This window comes from Aliamphritea spongicola, from assembly GCF_017051665.1.
GTDB lineage: Bacteria > Pseudomonadota > Gammaproteobacteria > Pseudomonadales > Balneatricaceae > Amphritea > Amphritea spongicola.
Genome location: NZ_JAFIDL010000002.1, coordinates 91,258 through 106,441 on the forward strand (window position 1 = coordinate 91,258; position 15,184 = coordinate 106,441).

General features: G+C 54.5%; 11 protein-coding genes. 5 read left to right on the forward strand and 6 right to left on the reverse strand.

Annotated elements, in window-relative coordinates; genetic code table 11:
- The first annotated feature begins 45 nt into the window (after positions 1 to 45).
- Positions 46 to 1,593 (forward strand): trimethylamine methyltransferase family protein, encoded by a 1,548-nt coding sequence (locus JYB63_RS07060; RefSeq protein WP_205657143.1) that lies wholly within the window; start codon positions 46 to 48, stop codon positions 1,591 to 1,593.
- 125 nt (positions 1,594 to 1,718) lie between these two features.
- Here the strand turns inward: JYB63_RS07060 and JYB63_RS07065 are convergent, their stop codons facing one another.
- From JYB63_RS07065 to JYB63_RS23495, 3 genes are all read right to left on the reverse strand, one after another.
- Positions 1,719 to 3,767: an oxidoreductase gene (locus JYB63_RS07065; RefSeq protein ID WP_205657144.1), complete on the reverse strand. Its 2,049-nt coding sequence runs from the start codon at positions 3,765 to 3,767 to the stop codon at positions 1,719 to 1,721.
- A gap of 192 nt (positions 3,768 to 3,959) precedes the next feature.
- Positions 3,960 to 5,327 carry an MmgE/PrpD family protein gene (locus JYB63_RS07070; RefSeq protein WP_243431873.1) on the reverse strand — a complete coding sequence of 456 codons (1,368 nt, stop codon included), beginning with the start codon at positions 5,325 to 5,327 and terminating at the stop codon, positions 3,960 to 3,962.
- 151 nt (positions 5,328 to 5,478) lie between these two features.
- Entirely contained in the window at positions 5,479 to 6,459 is a 981-nt protein-coding gene (locus JYB63_RS23495; protein WP_205657145.1) for a LysR substrate-binding domain-containing protein, read from the reverse strand.
- Between the two features lie 107 nt (positions 6,460 to 6,566).
- Here JYB63_RS23495 and JYB63_RS07080 point away from each other — a divergent pair, with 107 nt between their 5' ends.
- The 3 genes from JYB63_RS07080 (at position 6,567) to JYB63_RS07090 (ending at position 10,382) form a co-directional block, all read left to right on the forward strand.
- Entirely contained in the window at positions 6,567 to 7,055 is a 489-nt protein-coding gene (locus tag JYB63_RS07080; RefSeq protein ID WP_205657146.1) for a GNAT family N-acetyltransferase, read from the forward strand.
- A gap of 100 nt (positions 7,056 to 7,155) precedes the next feature.
- Complete coding sequence (locus tag JYB63_RS07085) at positions 7,156 to 8,070, forward strand: YiiX/YebB-like N1pC/P60 family cysteine hydrolase (RefSeq protein WP_205657147.1); 915 nt, start codon at positions 7,156 to 7,158, stop codon at positions 8,068 to 8,070.
- Between the two features lie 245 nt (positions 8,071 to 8,315).
- Positions 8,316 to 10,382 carry a TonB-dependent receptor gene (locus JYB63_RS07090; protein ID WP_205657148.1) on the forward strand — a complete coding sequence of 689 codons (2,067 nt, stop codon included), beginning with the start codon at positions 8,316 to 8,318 and terminating at the stop codon, positions 10,380 to 10,382.
- A gap of 52 nt (positions 10,383 to 10,434) precedes the next feature.
- Here JYB63_RS07090 and JYB63_RS07095 read toward each other — a convergent pair whose 3' ends face one another.
- Complete coding sequence (locus JYB63_RS07095) at positions 10,435 to 11,361, reverse strand: DMT family transporter (protein WP_205657149.1); 927 nt, start codon at positions 11,359 to 11,361, stop codon at positions 10,435 to 10,437.
- 580 nt (positions 11,362 to 11,941) lie between these two features.
- Between JYB63_RS07095 and JYB63_RS07100 the strand changes: the two genes are divergently transcribed.
- Positions 11,942 to 12,478 (forward strand): hypothetical protein, encoded by a 537-nt coding sequence (locus JYB63_RS07100; protein ID WP_205657150.1) that lies wholly within the window; start codon positions 11,942 to 11,944, stop codon positions 12,476 to 12,478.
- 497 nt (positions 12,479 to 12,975) lie between these two features.
- Here the strand turns inward: JYB63_RS07100 and JYB63_RS07105 are convergent, their stop codons facing one another.
- Together JYB63_RS07105 and JYB63_RS07110 are read right to left on the reverse strand one after the other, a co-directional pair.
- Positions 12,976 to 14,319, reverse strand: coding sequence for an NAD(P)/FAD-dependent oxidoreductase (locus tag JYB63_RS07105; RefSeq protein ID WP_205657151.1), 1,344 nt, complete (start codon positions 14,317 to 14,319; stop codon positions 12,976 to 12,978).
- Between the two features lie 132 nt (positions 14,320 to 14,451).
- A complete protein-coding gene (locus tag JYB63_RS07110) occupies positions 14,452 to 15,165 on the reverse strand; it encodes an aminomethyltransferase family protein (RefSeq protein WP_205657152.1) in 714 nt (237 codons plus the stop codon).
- Between the last annotated feature and the right edge of the window lie 19 nt (positions 15,166 to 15,184).

Consider the following 15,184-nt stretch of genomic DNA (forward strand, 5'->3'; position numbering starts at 1 on the left):
TAACATCTACTCACAATAAAAATTACCGATCAGGCAGTGACTCCCATGACTCAGTTGAAACGCCGCTCCCGTCGTAAACCCAAGGTTGAACCCGGTCCGAAGATTAATCCGGCCCCTGCCGGTACCGAAGGCGGCAGCTTCCAGCCCCTCAGCCAGCAGGATATTCAGCGCATTGTTGATGCCGCCTACCAGGTGCTGGAACGTACCGGGATCGAAGTGGGCCCAAGCCCCTGCCGTGACCTGTTTGAAGCCTCCGGCTGCCGGGTGGACGCTGAGAAAAACCGGGTGTTCATTCCCGCCAACCTGATCGATAAAGCCCGTGAACTGGCCCGTCCGGAAGTACTGCTGGCCGGCCGTGATCCAAAATACGATCTGCAGCTGGGTGGCCGTAAGGTGTATCTGGGCACCGGTGGTCAGGCGGTTAAAATTCTGGATATCGACGATAACGTCCGGGAAACCACCCTGGCGGATAACTACCACATCGGCCGCTTAGTCGACACGCTGGACCATATTCACTTCTATATGCGCCCGGTGGTTTGCCGGGATCTGAGTAACGAAGAGATCGATATCAACCAGCTGTATGCCTGCATGAGTGCCACCAAAAAGCACGTCATGAGTAACGCCTATCTGCCGGAAAAAGTAGCGGATTTACGCAAGATGGGTGAAATGATCGTCGGTGGCAAAGAGGCTTTTGACGCCCGTCCGCCACTGTCATTCACCGCCTGCTGGACGGTATCCCCCCTGCGTTACGCCATGGAAACCGTCGAAATTCTTGATGAAATCATCGACCACAACATTCCTGTCGTGCTGTCATCTGCCCCTCAGGCTGGCGCGACTTCACCGGCATCCCTGGCGGGTACGCTGGTACAGCTGACCGCTGAGCAGTTATCCGGCTTCACCTATGTAAACCTGAAAAGCCCTGGTTATCCGGCCATTATGGGCTGCGTGCCGGCACAGGCCGATCTGCGAACCGGCTCGTTCACCGGCGGTTCGGCGGAATTTGCCCTGCTGAACGCCGCCTGCGCCCAGATCGCCCAGTTCCTCAACCTGCCGATCTACAACTCATCCGGCATTGCGGATTCCAAGGTAGGTGACGCTCAGGCAGGCTTTGAGAAAGGCATTACCACCGCCACTGCGGCACTGGCCGGGTCCAACTATGTGCACCACTCCGCCGGCTTCCTGGAAAGCCTGCTGACCGTCGCCTATGAGCAATATGTGATTGATAATGACGTTAACGGTGCGGTAATGCGTCTGACCCGGGGCATCGAAGTAACCGATGAATCGCTGGCGGTGGATGTCATTCACGATGTCTGCAACGGCGATAACCACTACCTCGGTCACGCCCACACCATCGGCCTGATGACCAGCGAATACCTGTACCCAAGTGTATTTGACCGCCGTACCCGGGATGACTGGCAGGAAGCCGGCAGTATGGATATTCGCCAGGTGGCCAAACTGCGGGCGGCAGAGACGCTGAACGGTCATTTCCCGGAAATCATCAGCGAAGAGATTGATCAGCAGCTGCGGGCGGAGTTTGATATCAAGCTGCCCCGGGAAGCCATGAAGCCCGGTAGCTGGAGCGCACCGGAGTAAGCACAGGCTCTAAACACAGCCTCACTCCAAAGCGGGTCACTGAGGCCCCTGAACCGGACGAATACATCCGGTTCAGGCTACCCCGCTTTTTTCACGCCCGTGTCAGTGCCCTGCGCGGGCTTTTTTCATGCCGGCAAACTAAAGCGTAACGCGTCATACAGGGCAGCATGCAATCCCCGATGCGCCACCGCATCGCCGATGCGCAGCAGTTTAAACTGCCCCTCAGGGTTCAGCTCAGGTAACACTAAACGGCCATCCACCAGCGCCTGCTGATCATACTGACCGTGATTCACCGACGCAGCTTTTAGCTCAAAGTACACTTCATCCAGCGGCTGGGTGGCATTTTCAGTGACCACCGCATCCACCAGCAGATCCTGCTCAGCACCGGTCAGCAGATTCCGCAGGGTAACCCTTTTTCGGCCAGCTTCAGGCACCACGTTTACCGGTTCACGATCCGCCATAAACTGCACCCCTTTGGCGTACAGACTGCGCATCGCCACCGAATGGGTGGTCGGCCCCAGCTCCCGTAACGGGCTGTGATCCGGCGTGACAAAACGCACTTCACAGCCTGCCAGTGCCAACACTTCCGCACTGCTGGCGGCGGCCTGACCGCCCTGTTCATCAAATAACAGTACTTCACCGCTGAAGCGGTCGCCCCCCAGAACATCCCAACCGGTGTGGCAGTGCTGTTCACCGCTGAAACCCAGTTCCATCGGCAAACCGCCGGTGGCTACAATGACCCAGTCCGGCTGCTCCGCCAATACCCGTTCAGCATCCGCATAGGTGTGGTAATGCACGGTGACACCCAGTGCTTCCACCTGACTGATCAGCCATTCTGTCACGCTGGCCATTTGTGCCCGGGTTTCCCCTTTAGCTGCCAGATTCAGCTGGCCTCCCAGACGGTCTCCCGCTTCCAGCAACACTACCTGATGGCCACGCAGCCCCCAAACCCGCGCCGCTTCCAGCCCGGCAGGCCCGCCCCCGACAATCACCACCTTTTGCGGCTGCAATTCAGTATCCCGGGCGATCACATGGCTCATCTGCTGTTCCCGGCCGGTGGCAGGATTATGGCCGCACAGGGCATCTTTACCCTGATTCACCCGGTCCACACAGTAGCCCATCCCCACACAGGGACGGACTGAATCCTCGTTACCGGCGGCCAGTTTCTGCACCAGATACGGATCGGCAATCTGCGCCCGGGTCATCCCCACCATATCCAGCAGGCCACTGCTGACCGCGTGGCGTGCCGTGGCGATATCCGCAATGCCACCGGCATGGAGCACCGGCAGATCAACCGCTTCCTTCAACCCGCCCACAATGCTCAGGTGTGCTGCCGAGGGCATCCCCATCGGCGGAATCCAGCCCGCCAACCCGAGATCGTCATAGGGCGCGCCGGCCAGCAGGTTAAAGAAATCCAGCTGCCCGGTTTCAGCAATCGCCCGGGCGATCTGAATACATTCAGCGGCGTCCATCCCGCCTTTCAGCAATTCATCAGCGGTCAGCCGCATGCCCACCACAAAGTCAGGCCCCACCGCCGCCCGGACAGCATCCAGTACTTCCATCACAAAGCGCAGCCGGTTATGGGTATTACCGCCGTAGCCATCGTCACGGGTATTGATCAGCGGCGAGAGAAACTGGCCCAGCAAATGCGAGTGAGATAACAGTTCGATACCGTCGAAGCCCCCCTGCTGGCAGCGCACAGCGGTGTCGCAAAACTGAGCAATCACCCGATCGATGTCTTCCTGCTCCATGGCTTTAGGGTAGCCCCGGTGCGCCCGCTCCCGCAGCACCGACGGACCAATGGCCGGCAGCCAGTGGCCGGCATCCGTCACGGTCCGGCGGCCCATATGGGTGATCTGACACATGATCGCCGCACCGTGCTGCTGCACACCGGCGGTTAACTGCTGAAACCAGGGAATAATGGAGTCGTCCCCGGCGTACAGCTGGCCGAATACTGATGGGCTGTCGGGGGCAATATTGGTGGAACCACCGATCATGGTCAGGGCAACGCCACCTTTGGCTTTTTCTTCATGGTAGAGCCGGTAGCGATCCCGGGGATGGCCGTCTTCCACATAGGACGGCGCATGGGCGGAACTGAAAATCCGGTTACGGAGGGTCAGGTGCCTTAACTGAAAAGGCTCAAGAAGCGGATCGGTACGTTTTGTATTCGCCATGGGTGCACTGCTATACGGGTTTTATTATTCGGGGCGCAGGCACAGGTACTGCTTTGGCTAAGGTCTGCAACGCCCCTTTTTTATATCCCCGAATATATGCACTGTGCCCGCCACCAACAAGCCTGCGCTTACAGGCCGGTCAGCAGCGGTCGCATGGTTTACAAAGCTGTCGCATACAGGCATTGCAGCGATTTAATCTTTCAGCAATGCCAGATAAGCAACGATCTCATCACTGTCCAGCGTCTGCAGGTTCATCGACAGCTCAGCAATCGTTTGTCGGCGGGTATCCGCCACATAAGGGCCCGCCAGCGTATGGAATTTACTGATGATCTCGTCTTCCGTCAGCGGGTTTTCCGGATTCCCCCGGGCAATGCAGGGTTCAGAAGTCAGCTCAGTGCCATCATTCAGCACGATGCGGGCATGGGCCCAGCGTTCCGCCGGGAACAGTGCATCATATTCCTCCACTTCATGGGTGATCACCTTACCGCTGAGTGCCTGCCGGCGGGAATCCCCCAGCCCATCCGCGGTTTCAGCCACTGCCTCAGCGGTAACCACGCCATCGATCAGTGCCGACGCCACCGAAAACGGCAGGCTGTACTGGGCCTGTTCGGTGGTATCCGGGTGCTTCACATGCAACCGCGCCCCCTGATGGAAGGTGTGAATATGGATTTCAGCAATGTCATCCGGGTTAACTGCATGCTCACTGCGGATCTGCCGTACTGCCTCAACAGCTGGCTGCGCCCAGCGGCACACCGGATAGGCTTTAAAATACTGTTCGAGAATGTACCAGCGTTCACCCAGATCTCCCCAGATGTCTGCCACCTTTTCATCGCTGATGGTAATCGCCGGAGCACCGGTAAAGCCGTGCTCGGCCATCAGCGCACAGCTGACCCCGGCCAGCGCGCCCCAGCCGGAACCGTCCTTCACCATGGTGGGATAATCAATACAGCGCATCATCTGGCTGCGCGGGCCATAAAACTCTGCACTGCCGATAGCTTCCCAGGTTTTCTCCCCGTCCAGGCCACGTAAGCGCGCCACCACAGCGGCAGCTGCCAGACCGTTCCAGGCCCCGGAGGTGTGGTAGTCATCCGCAGTGGCATGCAGGGCAATGCCCGCACGGGTAGCAATTTCATAGCCCATTACCAGGGTGGTGAGCAGCTCTTTACCGTCCACCGGATTCGCACAGATCTGGCTCAGCAGTGCCGGCAGCACCGTCACCCCCACATGCCCTTTGGTCAGCACCTGACCGTCGTGGGCATCTACGCTGTCAATCAGCATCGCGCCGTATAAAGCAGAGCCGCAGGCACTGGCTGTGGCGCCTTCAAACAACAGCGGAATATCCCCGGGATACTGGCTCTGCACAAAACCGGACATAATCCGGCTCAGCCGGGTACTCTGCCCGGCGGCGGCTACGCCCAGCAGATCCAGCAGGCAGATTTTCGCCTGCTGAATCACGGTATCCGGCAGGCTCTCAAAGCTCAGGTTATGAATGAAGTCGAGACAGGCATCATGCCTTGGGGTGGTCTGGGTATTCGAATCAAGCGTCATCTGAGTGGTCATGGTAATTATTCTTCTCTGAACGTCAGTCGGCAGCTGTTACATACAGCTGTAGCAGCTTCGACCTTACCCAATCCCGGGGCTGTAAAAAGAATAATTAAGCGACAAAAAAACGCGACTAACCGGCAAAGCACCGGCCGCCGGCTAAAACGCCTCAGTACGGCGGGAAGTCTTCCACGCTGTAGGCTTCCTGGGGTAACCAGTCGATTTCCGCCGGTAACTGAGGCACCAACTGGTTATCGTAGATATCCCGGCAGATCCGGGTAATTTCCAGCGGCAGCGTACCCAGCTCTTCACGCCGGGCCAGCAGGAAAATATAACGGGCATGGCTGCCAGGGGTAATCGGCAGAGGCGTCACCCCTTTCAGCAACAGCGGGTTTTGCATCAGGCTCATAGTTGGCACGAACGCCCAGCCCTGACCGCTCTGCACAAACTGCATCAGGGTGGTGGTGCTGTCCAGCTCATAACGGATCGCCTGCTCCACCCCGATACGCCGGGCAATCAGCTGGGTCAGGCTACCCAGCCGCAGCTCCCGGTTATAGCTGATACAGGGCAGTGCCTGCACCAGGGTGCGGATATCCCGGCCATGGGTCTTCACATGTTCGTCCGCCACAATCAGCACAAACGGGTCCCGCAGCACCGGATACACTTCCAGCTCAGGGTGCTGCTGCATCTGATCACTGGTAATCAGAATATCAATATCCCGCTCCAGCAGGGCATCTTTCAGGGGCGCCATCATCCCGGTGCGCAATGACAGTTTCCGGGCGGAACTGGCCAGCTGCTCCATGACCTTCTGGGCAGCCACATCCGCAAAGGAATCGATCATCCCCAGCCGTAACCGGTCCAGACCTTCACTGGAGGCCAGCTGCACCGCGGCCATCATCTGCTGGCTTTCCCCCAGTAGCTGGCGGGCGTAACGCAGCAACACCTGACCACTGAGCGTCAGGCGGGTCGGCCGGGCGCGGCGCACTACCAGCGGTACCGCAAACAAGGTTTCCAGCTGTTTTAATGTCTGGGAGACCGCCGACTGGGTAATGCCCAGCCGTTCAGCCGCCTGCGTAATCGTTTCCGATTCAGCAATGGCAACAAAACTTTTCAGGGCACTCAGCTCAGCAAATTTTTCATTTTTCAGCACAGGGACTTCTCATCTGAACAGATGTTGCAACTATCAACCAAAGCATTGTCCACCACAAGTATAAATACGGTTTTACAGGGTTTCATCGCCGCTCTAAGATAGACCGCATGCAAACATCATCCGCCTTTAGCCTGAAACCTCTGGAAAACACCGCAGAACAGCGGCTGTCTGCTGCCCGGCTGATCTGTACCAATATGGGTGATTACTACCGCAAATATTCCATGGCCTGGAACCAGCAGATATTCGATCAGAACTGGCCCCACCGGCAGAACTTCAGCATCTGCCACGGCACCACGCCCATCGGCCTGCTCAGCCTCTCCCTGTACAACCGCCACGCCTATATCCGTGAATTACAGATCATGCCCGGTTGGCAAGGCCGGGGGGCCGGAAGCTGGGCCCTGCAGGCAGCCGAACAACTGGCACGGCAACATAACTGTGAATGCTTACGGCTGAAGGTTTTTATCTGTAATCCGGCGCTGAAACTGTACGACCGTGCCGGTTTTCTGATCAAAATGCGCGATGGTGATATTTTTGGCATGGAGAAAAATATCACCGCAGCCCCTGCTCAAACGCCCGCCAGATACAGCCTGCGCTAACCGCTTCAGACACCTTAAAACAGTAAAATCCCCTTTTTCCCCGCCACATTAAGTGACGCCTGCTAAGCTTAGAGTAACCTGTCTGAAAGGGGGTATTACGGTGTTGCTGTTCAGTTATATTGGCCGCAAACTGGCACATTTCCTCGCTAAGCCACACGATACCGAGGAGTTATTTCCCACCAGTAATCCGGCACTGTTACAAAGAACATTACGCAAAGGCGATATTTTACTTGTCGAGGGTACCAGTCACTTCAGCACCAGCATCAAGTACCTTTCCCAGTCCACCTGGTCCCATGCCGCTCTGTATATCGGCGATCACCTGAGCAGCCAGGAAGATATCGACGCGGGCATTGAACCCCTGTCACTGCTGGAAGCAGACATTGAACACGGTGTCAGGGTACTTCCACTAAGCGCCTATGAAACCCTGCACAGCCGTATCTGCCGGCCAATCGGTTTGTCTGAGAGTGAAATTAATCAGGTGATTCAGTTTGCGGTTGCCCGCATCGGCGACAGTTATGACCTGAAGAACATCTTCGATCTGGCCCGTTATCTGATCCCGACGCCGCCGATTCCGACGAAATGGCGCCGTAAAGCCCTGACGCTGGGCAGCGGCGACCCGACGCAGGCTATCTGTTCTTCTCTTATAGCCCAGGCATTTCAGTCAATTAAATACCCTATCCTGCCAGACATCATCTATGAAAACCCGGAAGACGCCGAACGAATCAGCCACTACCAGCGCATGCACCGGCACCGGGACCCCAGCCTGTTTACCCCACGGGATTTCGACGTATCGCCCTACTTTGAAGTGATCAAACCCATGGTACAGAGCGGCTTTGACCACCATGCCATCAACTGGGTAGAACCCCATCCCGCTGAAGAAGCCATCAGCACTGAACAGGTACCGGTGGCAGAACCAGTGGGCAACATGGCGAATACTGCCAGCATTCAGGCCCAGGCCGATATGGAGGCCGCCGCCATCCGGGTAGATGTGTCCACGGATAAAACCCCGGGCTAATCTATCCCGAAGATGCGACTAAATACCTTTAATGGCTATCTAACTTATTGATAAAAAGAACATATATTTATAAATATTTATACTAATGATAATTACTATCATTATACTTTACATAAAATTCCCGCCCCGATACTATCTGCGCCCATAAAAGTTCCCCAACTTTTTTTTCCGATCTCTTATTTTGCTGTTAAGAGGGAATCTCACACAGCATCCCGTACCGATGCTGACATCACGGATAGGTATACATGGCTCATTTTAATAAGAACGCCCTTGCCCTGGCAGTTGCTGCCAATATGTCATTTGCTCTGCCTGCACTGGCTGAAAACACTGCTTCGGCTCAGGAAGCCGGTGTGGTGATTGTTACCGGTAGTAAAATCGACCGACCGGAAGATAAAACCCTGGCCAGTGTTGAAGTCATTACTGAAGATGAAATCCGTGCCCACGGTGACCAGACACTGTCAGATATCATCAGCCGGACACCCGGCTTATACACCCAGTCTGATAACGAAGACTGGGGGATCCGTGGCATTCCTCTCTCCGGCCTGAACGATCAGGGCCCGGCATCCCCAAGCGGCGCTATCTCCGTATTTGTGGATGATGCCGTACAGATGCAGAGCTTGCTAACCTCTAACCCGCTGGGCCTGTGGGATGTTCAGCAAGTGGAAGTGCACAGTGGCTCCCAGTCCACCACTCAGGGCCGTAACTCACTGGCCGGTGCCGTTGTTATCCGTACCAACGATCCGACCTTTGAGCCGGAATTTGCCGCCCGTACCAATGCTGGCTCATTCGGCCAGAGAGGCGGCTCGGTACTGGCTAACGGTGAGCTGATTGACGGTACCGTTGCCGGCCGTGTGGCCATTGATTACCAGTCTGAAGACGGCTACATCGAGAACATCGCCCGGAATGAAGACGCGAACGACAAAAGCAGCCTGAATGCCCGCGCCAAGTTGCTGATTCAGCCTTCCGCGGACATGGATCTGTTGCTGACCTTTGCCCACGTAGACAACAAAGCCGGCACCAATGCAGTTAACCAGAGCAACGGCGTACCCAGCTATTACAAACTGTCCCAGAACACCGATACCAAATCGGATGTGAAGCAGGACAGCGCCACAGCCAAGCTGGACTACTACCTGACTGATGAGCTAACCCTCACCAGTATCACCTCCGGCACCAAGGCCGAACTGGATACTGTTCTGGACTTCGACCAGTCAGCCGGTGCCAACCAGATTGTCCCCCGTAAGCAAGAACAAAAAACCATCAGTCAGGAATTACGTCTGGGTTATAACGCAGACACACTGGACGGTTTCCTGGGCGTCTATTTTGCCAAGTACACCGGCAAAACCGATGATCAGTTCTTTAACGGAGCAACCACACTGATCGATGTACAGGGCGATATTGATATTGAAAACAAAGCACTCTTCGGTGAAGCAAACTGGCGTTTTCAGGATCGCTGGGAACTGACCGGTGGTTTCCGTTTCGACAACGAAAAGAACACCACCAAGCTGGATTATCAGACCAATCTGGTCAACTCCGCCACGGATGCCAATGTCAGCACAGAAGAAGACGTCTTCCTGCCCAAGCTTGGCCTGAGCTATGACCTGAGTGATAAACAGACTGTGGGTATCGTCTGGAAAAAAGGCTATCGCAGCGGCGGTGTAAACCTGCGTACCGGTTCTTCTCACCAGGCATATGATGCTGAATTCACCACTACCACTGAACTGTCATGGCGCGGTAAATGGCTGGATGACCGGATCACCACCAAAGCAAACATCTACCACACGAAGTGGAAAGATCAGCAGGTCAGTGTTCAGAACGGTACCGTTACGGATGTGGTCAATGCTGCAGACAGCCAGTTGCAGGGCCTTGAGCTGTCTGCTGAATTTGCCGCAACCGACCAGTTGACGCTGTTCACCAGTGCCGCCTACAACGACACTGAATACAAGAACTTTGTCGACGGCACAGACAACTACAACGGGCAGGAATTCTTGTTTGCCCCTAAGTTTACCGCTTCCGTTGGTGCCAACTATCAGTTTAATAAACGCTGGATGATGGCAACGGATGTGATCTACCGGGGCGACAGTGTGTCTGGTTATACCTTCGACGGCAGCGGCAATGTCACGGACGAACGCCGTAACGACTCCGTCACACTGGTAAACGTAAATACCGAATACGCCATTAACGATAACTTCCGGGTCAGCGGTTATGTGAAAAACCTGTTTGATAAGGAATACATCACCAATAATCAGACCGGCAACGTACTGGATGTAGGTGCGCCGATGACCTTCGGTGTCGCCCTGCGCTACGACTACTGATACGTCTGCAGGCACCATAAAACGCCGGGCTAAATCGCCCGGCGTTTTTATATCAGCGCTTCACGGTCACCAGCAATCCGGCGGCGATAATCAGCAACATGCCGCACAGGGTCGCCACACTCGGCACCGTGTTAAAAAACAGAAAATCCCACACCCCGACAAACACCAGATAGCTGTAATCAAAAGTAGCCACCAGCGGCGGCGGTGCCACCTGATAGGCACCTACCAGGGTAATGCTGATACCGATGGTCAGAAACGCCAGCACCAGAAATAACAGCCACTGTGCCCAGCCCGCTTCACTCCACTGCCCCAGCAAAAACGGCAGCTCTGCCGCAGCCTCACCGACACCCTGCCAGCTATACAGAATCAGGCTGAACACCGCCCCCAGTAACAGCAGCATTACCGTTAAAGACAACGCCAGTGCCGCCATCGGCATGGTCTGACACTTACTGCGGGTAGTGACATTGGTCAGGGCATACATCAGGCCGCCAAATACCGGCACCAGCGCCCAGGCGGTAAAGGCATCACCGCCCGGCTGCAGAATCACCAGCACGCCGCAGAAGCCCATTCCAATAGCCACCCAGCCCCGTGGGGTAACCGGCTCACCAAGCACAAAAGCGGATAGCAAAGTGACGAAAATCGGTCCGGTATAAAACCCGGCAGCGATAACCGACAGGCTGAGAAAAGGAATGGCCGCATACAGAGAAATGTACATCAGCACCATGAACGCTGACCGGATCAGCGCCCACTTCTGTACTGCATCCTGCCAGATGTTTTGCTGCTGGCGCATCAGCATGGCCACCAGCAACAGCAGCGGAATCGCCAGTACGCCCCGCAAAGTAAAGATCTGCCAGAGGGTTAAATCACCACTGTAATGCTTAACCAGCGCATCCTGAACCGACATCATAAAAACGGCAATCACAATCAGGCTGATACCCAGTAACTTGCGGTCAGCAGCGGGCTGTATGGCGGCGGTCATATCGGTTACTCCTTGAGATACGTCGGAATATCTTGCCGCACGGGGGTGCTGAGGTACAGGTCAGTTTGTGCATAGTCATTATGCATAAGCGACGTGTTGTTTTTCTCTATGCAGGGTTGCTTTAAGAAAAGGGGCTGATGGTTGGGATGATCTTTTCCCTTTGTGGGAAATACTGCAATGTAAAAAGGGGTTGATGGTTGGGTGTTTTTTTTGTTTTTGTGCTGGCTCTTTTCTTCGGATGACCTTTTTCGCTAACGCGACTCAAGGCCTTTGGAACCGCGCAAAGGCCTTAAGAATCCAAACGCGGCCCCACTGTTTGTCCGGCTACGCCGGATGCCCTGCGCGGCTCATTTTTGTATGCGCTCCTGCAAACTCGGCCGCTTCGCGCCCTCAGACAATGCATACGCTTAACCATACAAAAACTGCGCTGCTCGGCTGCACAGAAGGGGAAAATTTTGTGCCAGACTCACGTGAGTTACTTTGATACAAATTTTCTTCAGCTTAATCATCTCTATCGCTGAGATGATCAGGATATACTCCATATTCGTAAGACCACACTTTAAAAATGGAACTTTTAATTATGAAAAAAACTATTCTTTTTATGCTATCTATTCTTGCGATAAGTGCTTGTAGTAACGAAGGAAGTAAGCACATTCAAGAATATGTAATGCCTTCATCAGAATCAAAATACACGTCTGATTTATCCTTAGATTTAATCATTGAAGATGTGAGCAATCCTCCCAAGAAACCAGCAGTACCGGCAATCGTTATAAACACCCTAAAAGACGCGGGTATTTTGTCTGCTGTTAACCACACCTATTCTGTTGAAGGCACGGTTATAGACGCTAATCTCAATCGGTTAGCCGAACCTGAAATGCAAATAGAAACGTTGAAAAAAGGTCTGAATACAGAGTTACCGGAAGGTATGAAATTAACTACATTCGAGGGAGTTGGAGACTTTGCAACACTCAATGAATACAGCTCCACTCTTCAGACCACAAGCAGCATAACCTTCATACAACAAGAATATATGGTAACGCTGACATCACCGATTGATAGCGCAACACTGAAAGGAGTGGCCACAGACTATTCATCCTGGTTAAGCAAAGCTCTGTAAAAATAGCCCACCAATACCGATGAACCTGCTATTCGTCATGTTCATCGGTAGAACTCCAAAATCAAATTTCATCTGTTACCCTCTTCTTACCCCCCTCACAGATTACTCCCTCAAATAACTACGGAGTAGCCCGATTCCCCTTCCGTGCAGCCGAGCATCGTAGCTGACAACAGATAAGCCGGATAAATTGTTTGAGAGCGCGTAGCGGTCGAGTTTTTAGGAGGCCTGTTGTCAGTGAGACGCGCAGGGAATCCGGCGCAGCCGGACAAGCGGTGGGGCGGCGTTTGGATTCTTAAGGCCTTTGCGCCGTTACAAAGGTCTTGAGTCGCGTTAGCGAAAAAGATCATCCCAAGTTAAACATCAGCACAAAAACAAAGAAAACATCAAAACCATCAGCTCATATAAAGCACCCGCAGGATAACCACAAACAAAAACGCCGGACTAAAAAGCCCGGCGTTTGGGTTGCGGTCAACAACCAGAAAATCACACTGGAGTGATCAGCTCCAAGGGAACGGACTATTAGAAGTCGGGTGAAGCTTACCCTCTTCAAAACGGGAGAACCGGAATGGCTCCAGCAGGCTTGGCTTCTCACCCACAACCTGTTCAGCCACCAGCTTACCTACACCCAGCATCTTATAACCGTGGTTAGAATCCGCGATCACGAAGCAGTTCTTACGGAAGGTGTCGAATACCGGGAAGCTGTCCGGAGTGAAGCAACCGATACCGCCGGACGCTTCGTCCTTATACTTGGGAATCGTGCCTTCAAAACGCTTCTGACAGTGCGCCAGTGCAGATACCCACATGTGCGCAAAGTCAGGGCCCACGATGAATTCAGGGGATTCAGGACCGTACGGATCAACCTGTACGGAATCCGCTGGCTTATCAACGATGAACGGTGCTGCACCGCCCTGTACGCCGCCGAAGTGGTAGTCAGGCTTGTAGTAAATGCCCCACATGTCTTCAGTGATCAGAGAACCGTCAACGTCGGAATACAGCGGTGCATTGCTGTCCACGTGAATAACCGGTGGCATCTTGCCGTCGTTGGTAACCTGCAGGCCAGGGTCTACACCCAGGGTACCTTCCTGCAGTGACCAGTAAACCCACATCGGTACGTCGGTAGCAATCTGGCCAGAGGTTGGGTTCTTGATGTTGATGTGCTTCGGCAGATCCAGCATTTCCCAGAAGGATTTCACCCACGGGCCGGCACCGATAACCACGTAATCCGTTTCGATATCACCCTTGTTGGTTTCTACCTTGGTGATCGCGCCGTCAGTCGCCTGCTGGAAGCCAGTAACGGTAACGCCGGTAATGATGCGTACGCCTTCCGCTTCTGCCTTGGCCGCCAGGCCGTACATCGCCTTGGTGTTGTTTGCATAGCCGCCTGGCATTTCGTGCAATACAGAAGTAATGCCCTGAGCCTGCCAGTCGTGGAAGATGGTCTTCATGTAATCGGTACAGTCTTTTTCACCTTCGATGAATTTAGACTCATAACCGATGGCCTGCTGCTGTTCATAAATGGAAGCAACGTCTTCATGCATGGATTCCGGGCTGATCTGCATATAGCCAACCGGGTGGTAGCTGTAAGCCTTTGGATCGCTTTCCCATACCTTTACGCTGTGTGCCATCAGCTCACGCATAGCCGGCTGGAAGTAGTTGTTACGGATAACACCGCAGGCGATACCGGTAGCACCGGCAGAGATGCCGGACTTATCCAGGATGATAATGTCTTCGCCGCTGCCTTTACCGCGTTTTTTCAGTTCCAGCGCCAGGTGATACGCGGTGCTCAGACCGTGAATACCGGCACCAACGATCACATAAGGTGAACTCTTTGGGAATGCCATGTTGTCGTTCCTGTTATTTTTGTGTGAGGCTGAAGCCTCATCTACTTATTTCAATTTGTTGTTTGCCACCATCACCGCTGAATCACGGTCTGGCCGCTTATTTTTATGAACCCGGCCGAAACCGGGTCCGGATCACGCCAGTAGTGCAGCCAGACCCGCCGGCTTACCACCAAATTCATCCATTGCGTCCTGCAGGCAATCCCACATGAACTCAACTGAACTCACATCACACAGCAGGTGGAAGGCCAGCACGGTGCTGCCATCCGCCAACTGCACATCATCACGGATAAGAATGCTGTTTAACCGGGCCACCGAGGTTTGCGCCACCTGATGGTTGGCAAACTCTTCCGCGGCAAAATCAATGCCGCAGACCTTGGCCAGCATGTCCCGTAAATGTTCTCCGGTGAGCAACAGCCAGGCGTGGCTGTCGCTGCGTGGCAGTGAATAGCAGGCAGTGTCTGCATCCATTTGCCAAGTATTTGCTAATTGCTGCGACATACCAGCGGTTACCTGCAGATCACTGAGGATCAGGTGTTCCTGTACCGACAGGCTCGCCACCAGTGAACCGTCTTCCTGACGGGTTGCCCGGTTTGGTTCAGCCGGGATTGCAACGCCCTGCTGGGTCAGCCATTCCGGTGCCTGACGGCCCTTAAAGCCGCTGCGTGGCAGCATGGAAAGGTCCACCATCGCCAGTGATTTCAGTTGTTGTGCATCGTCTGCCGCAAACTGTTTAACCACAGTTGCGCCATTCAGGCCGGCAAATTCCGCTCCGGCTTGCTGTTGTTTACGGTACAGCTGACTGCGGCGTAATCCGCTGTCCGGCGCTGCTGTTACAAATTCATTCATCTCGTTTTCCTCGCAGCGG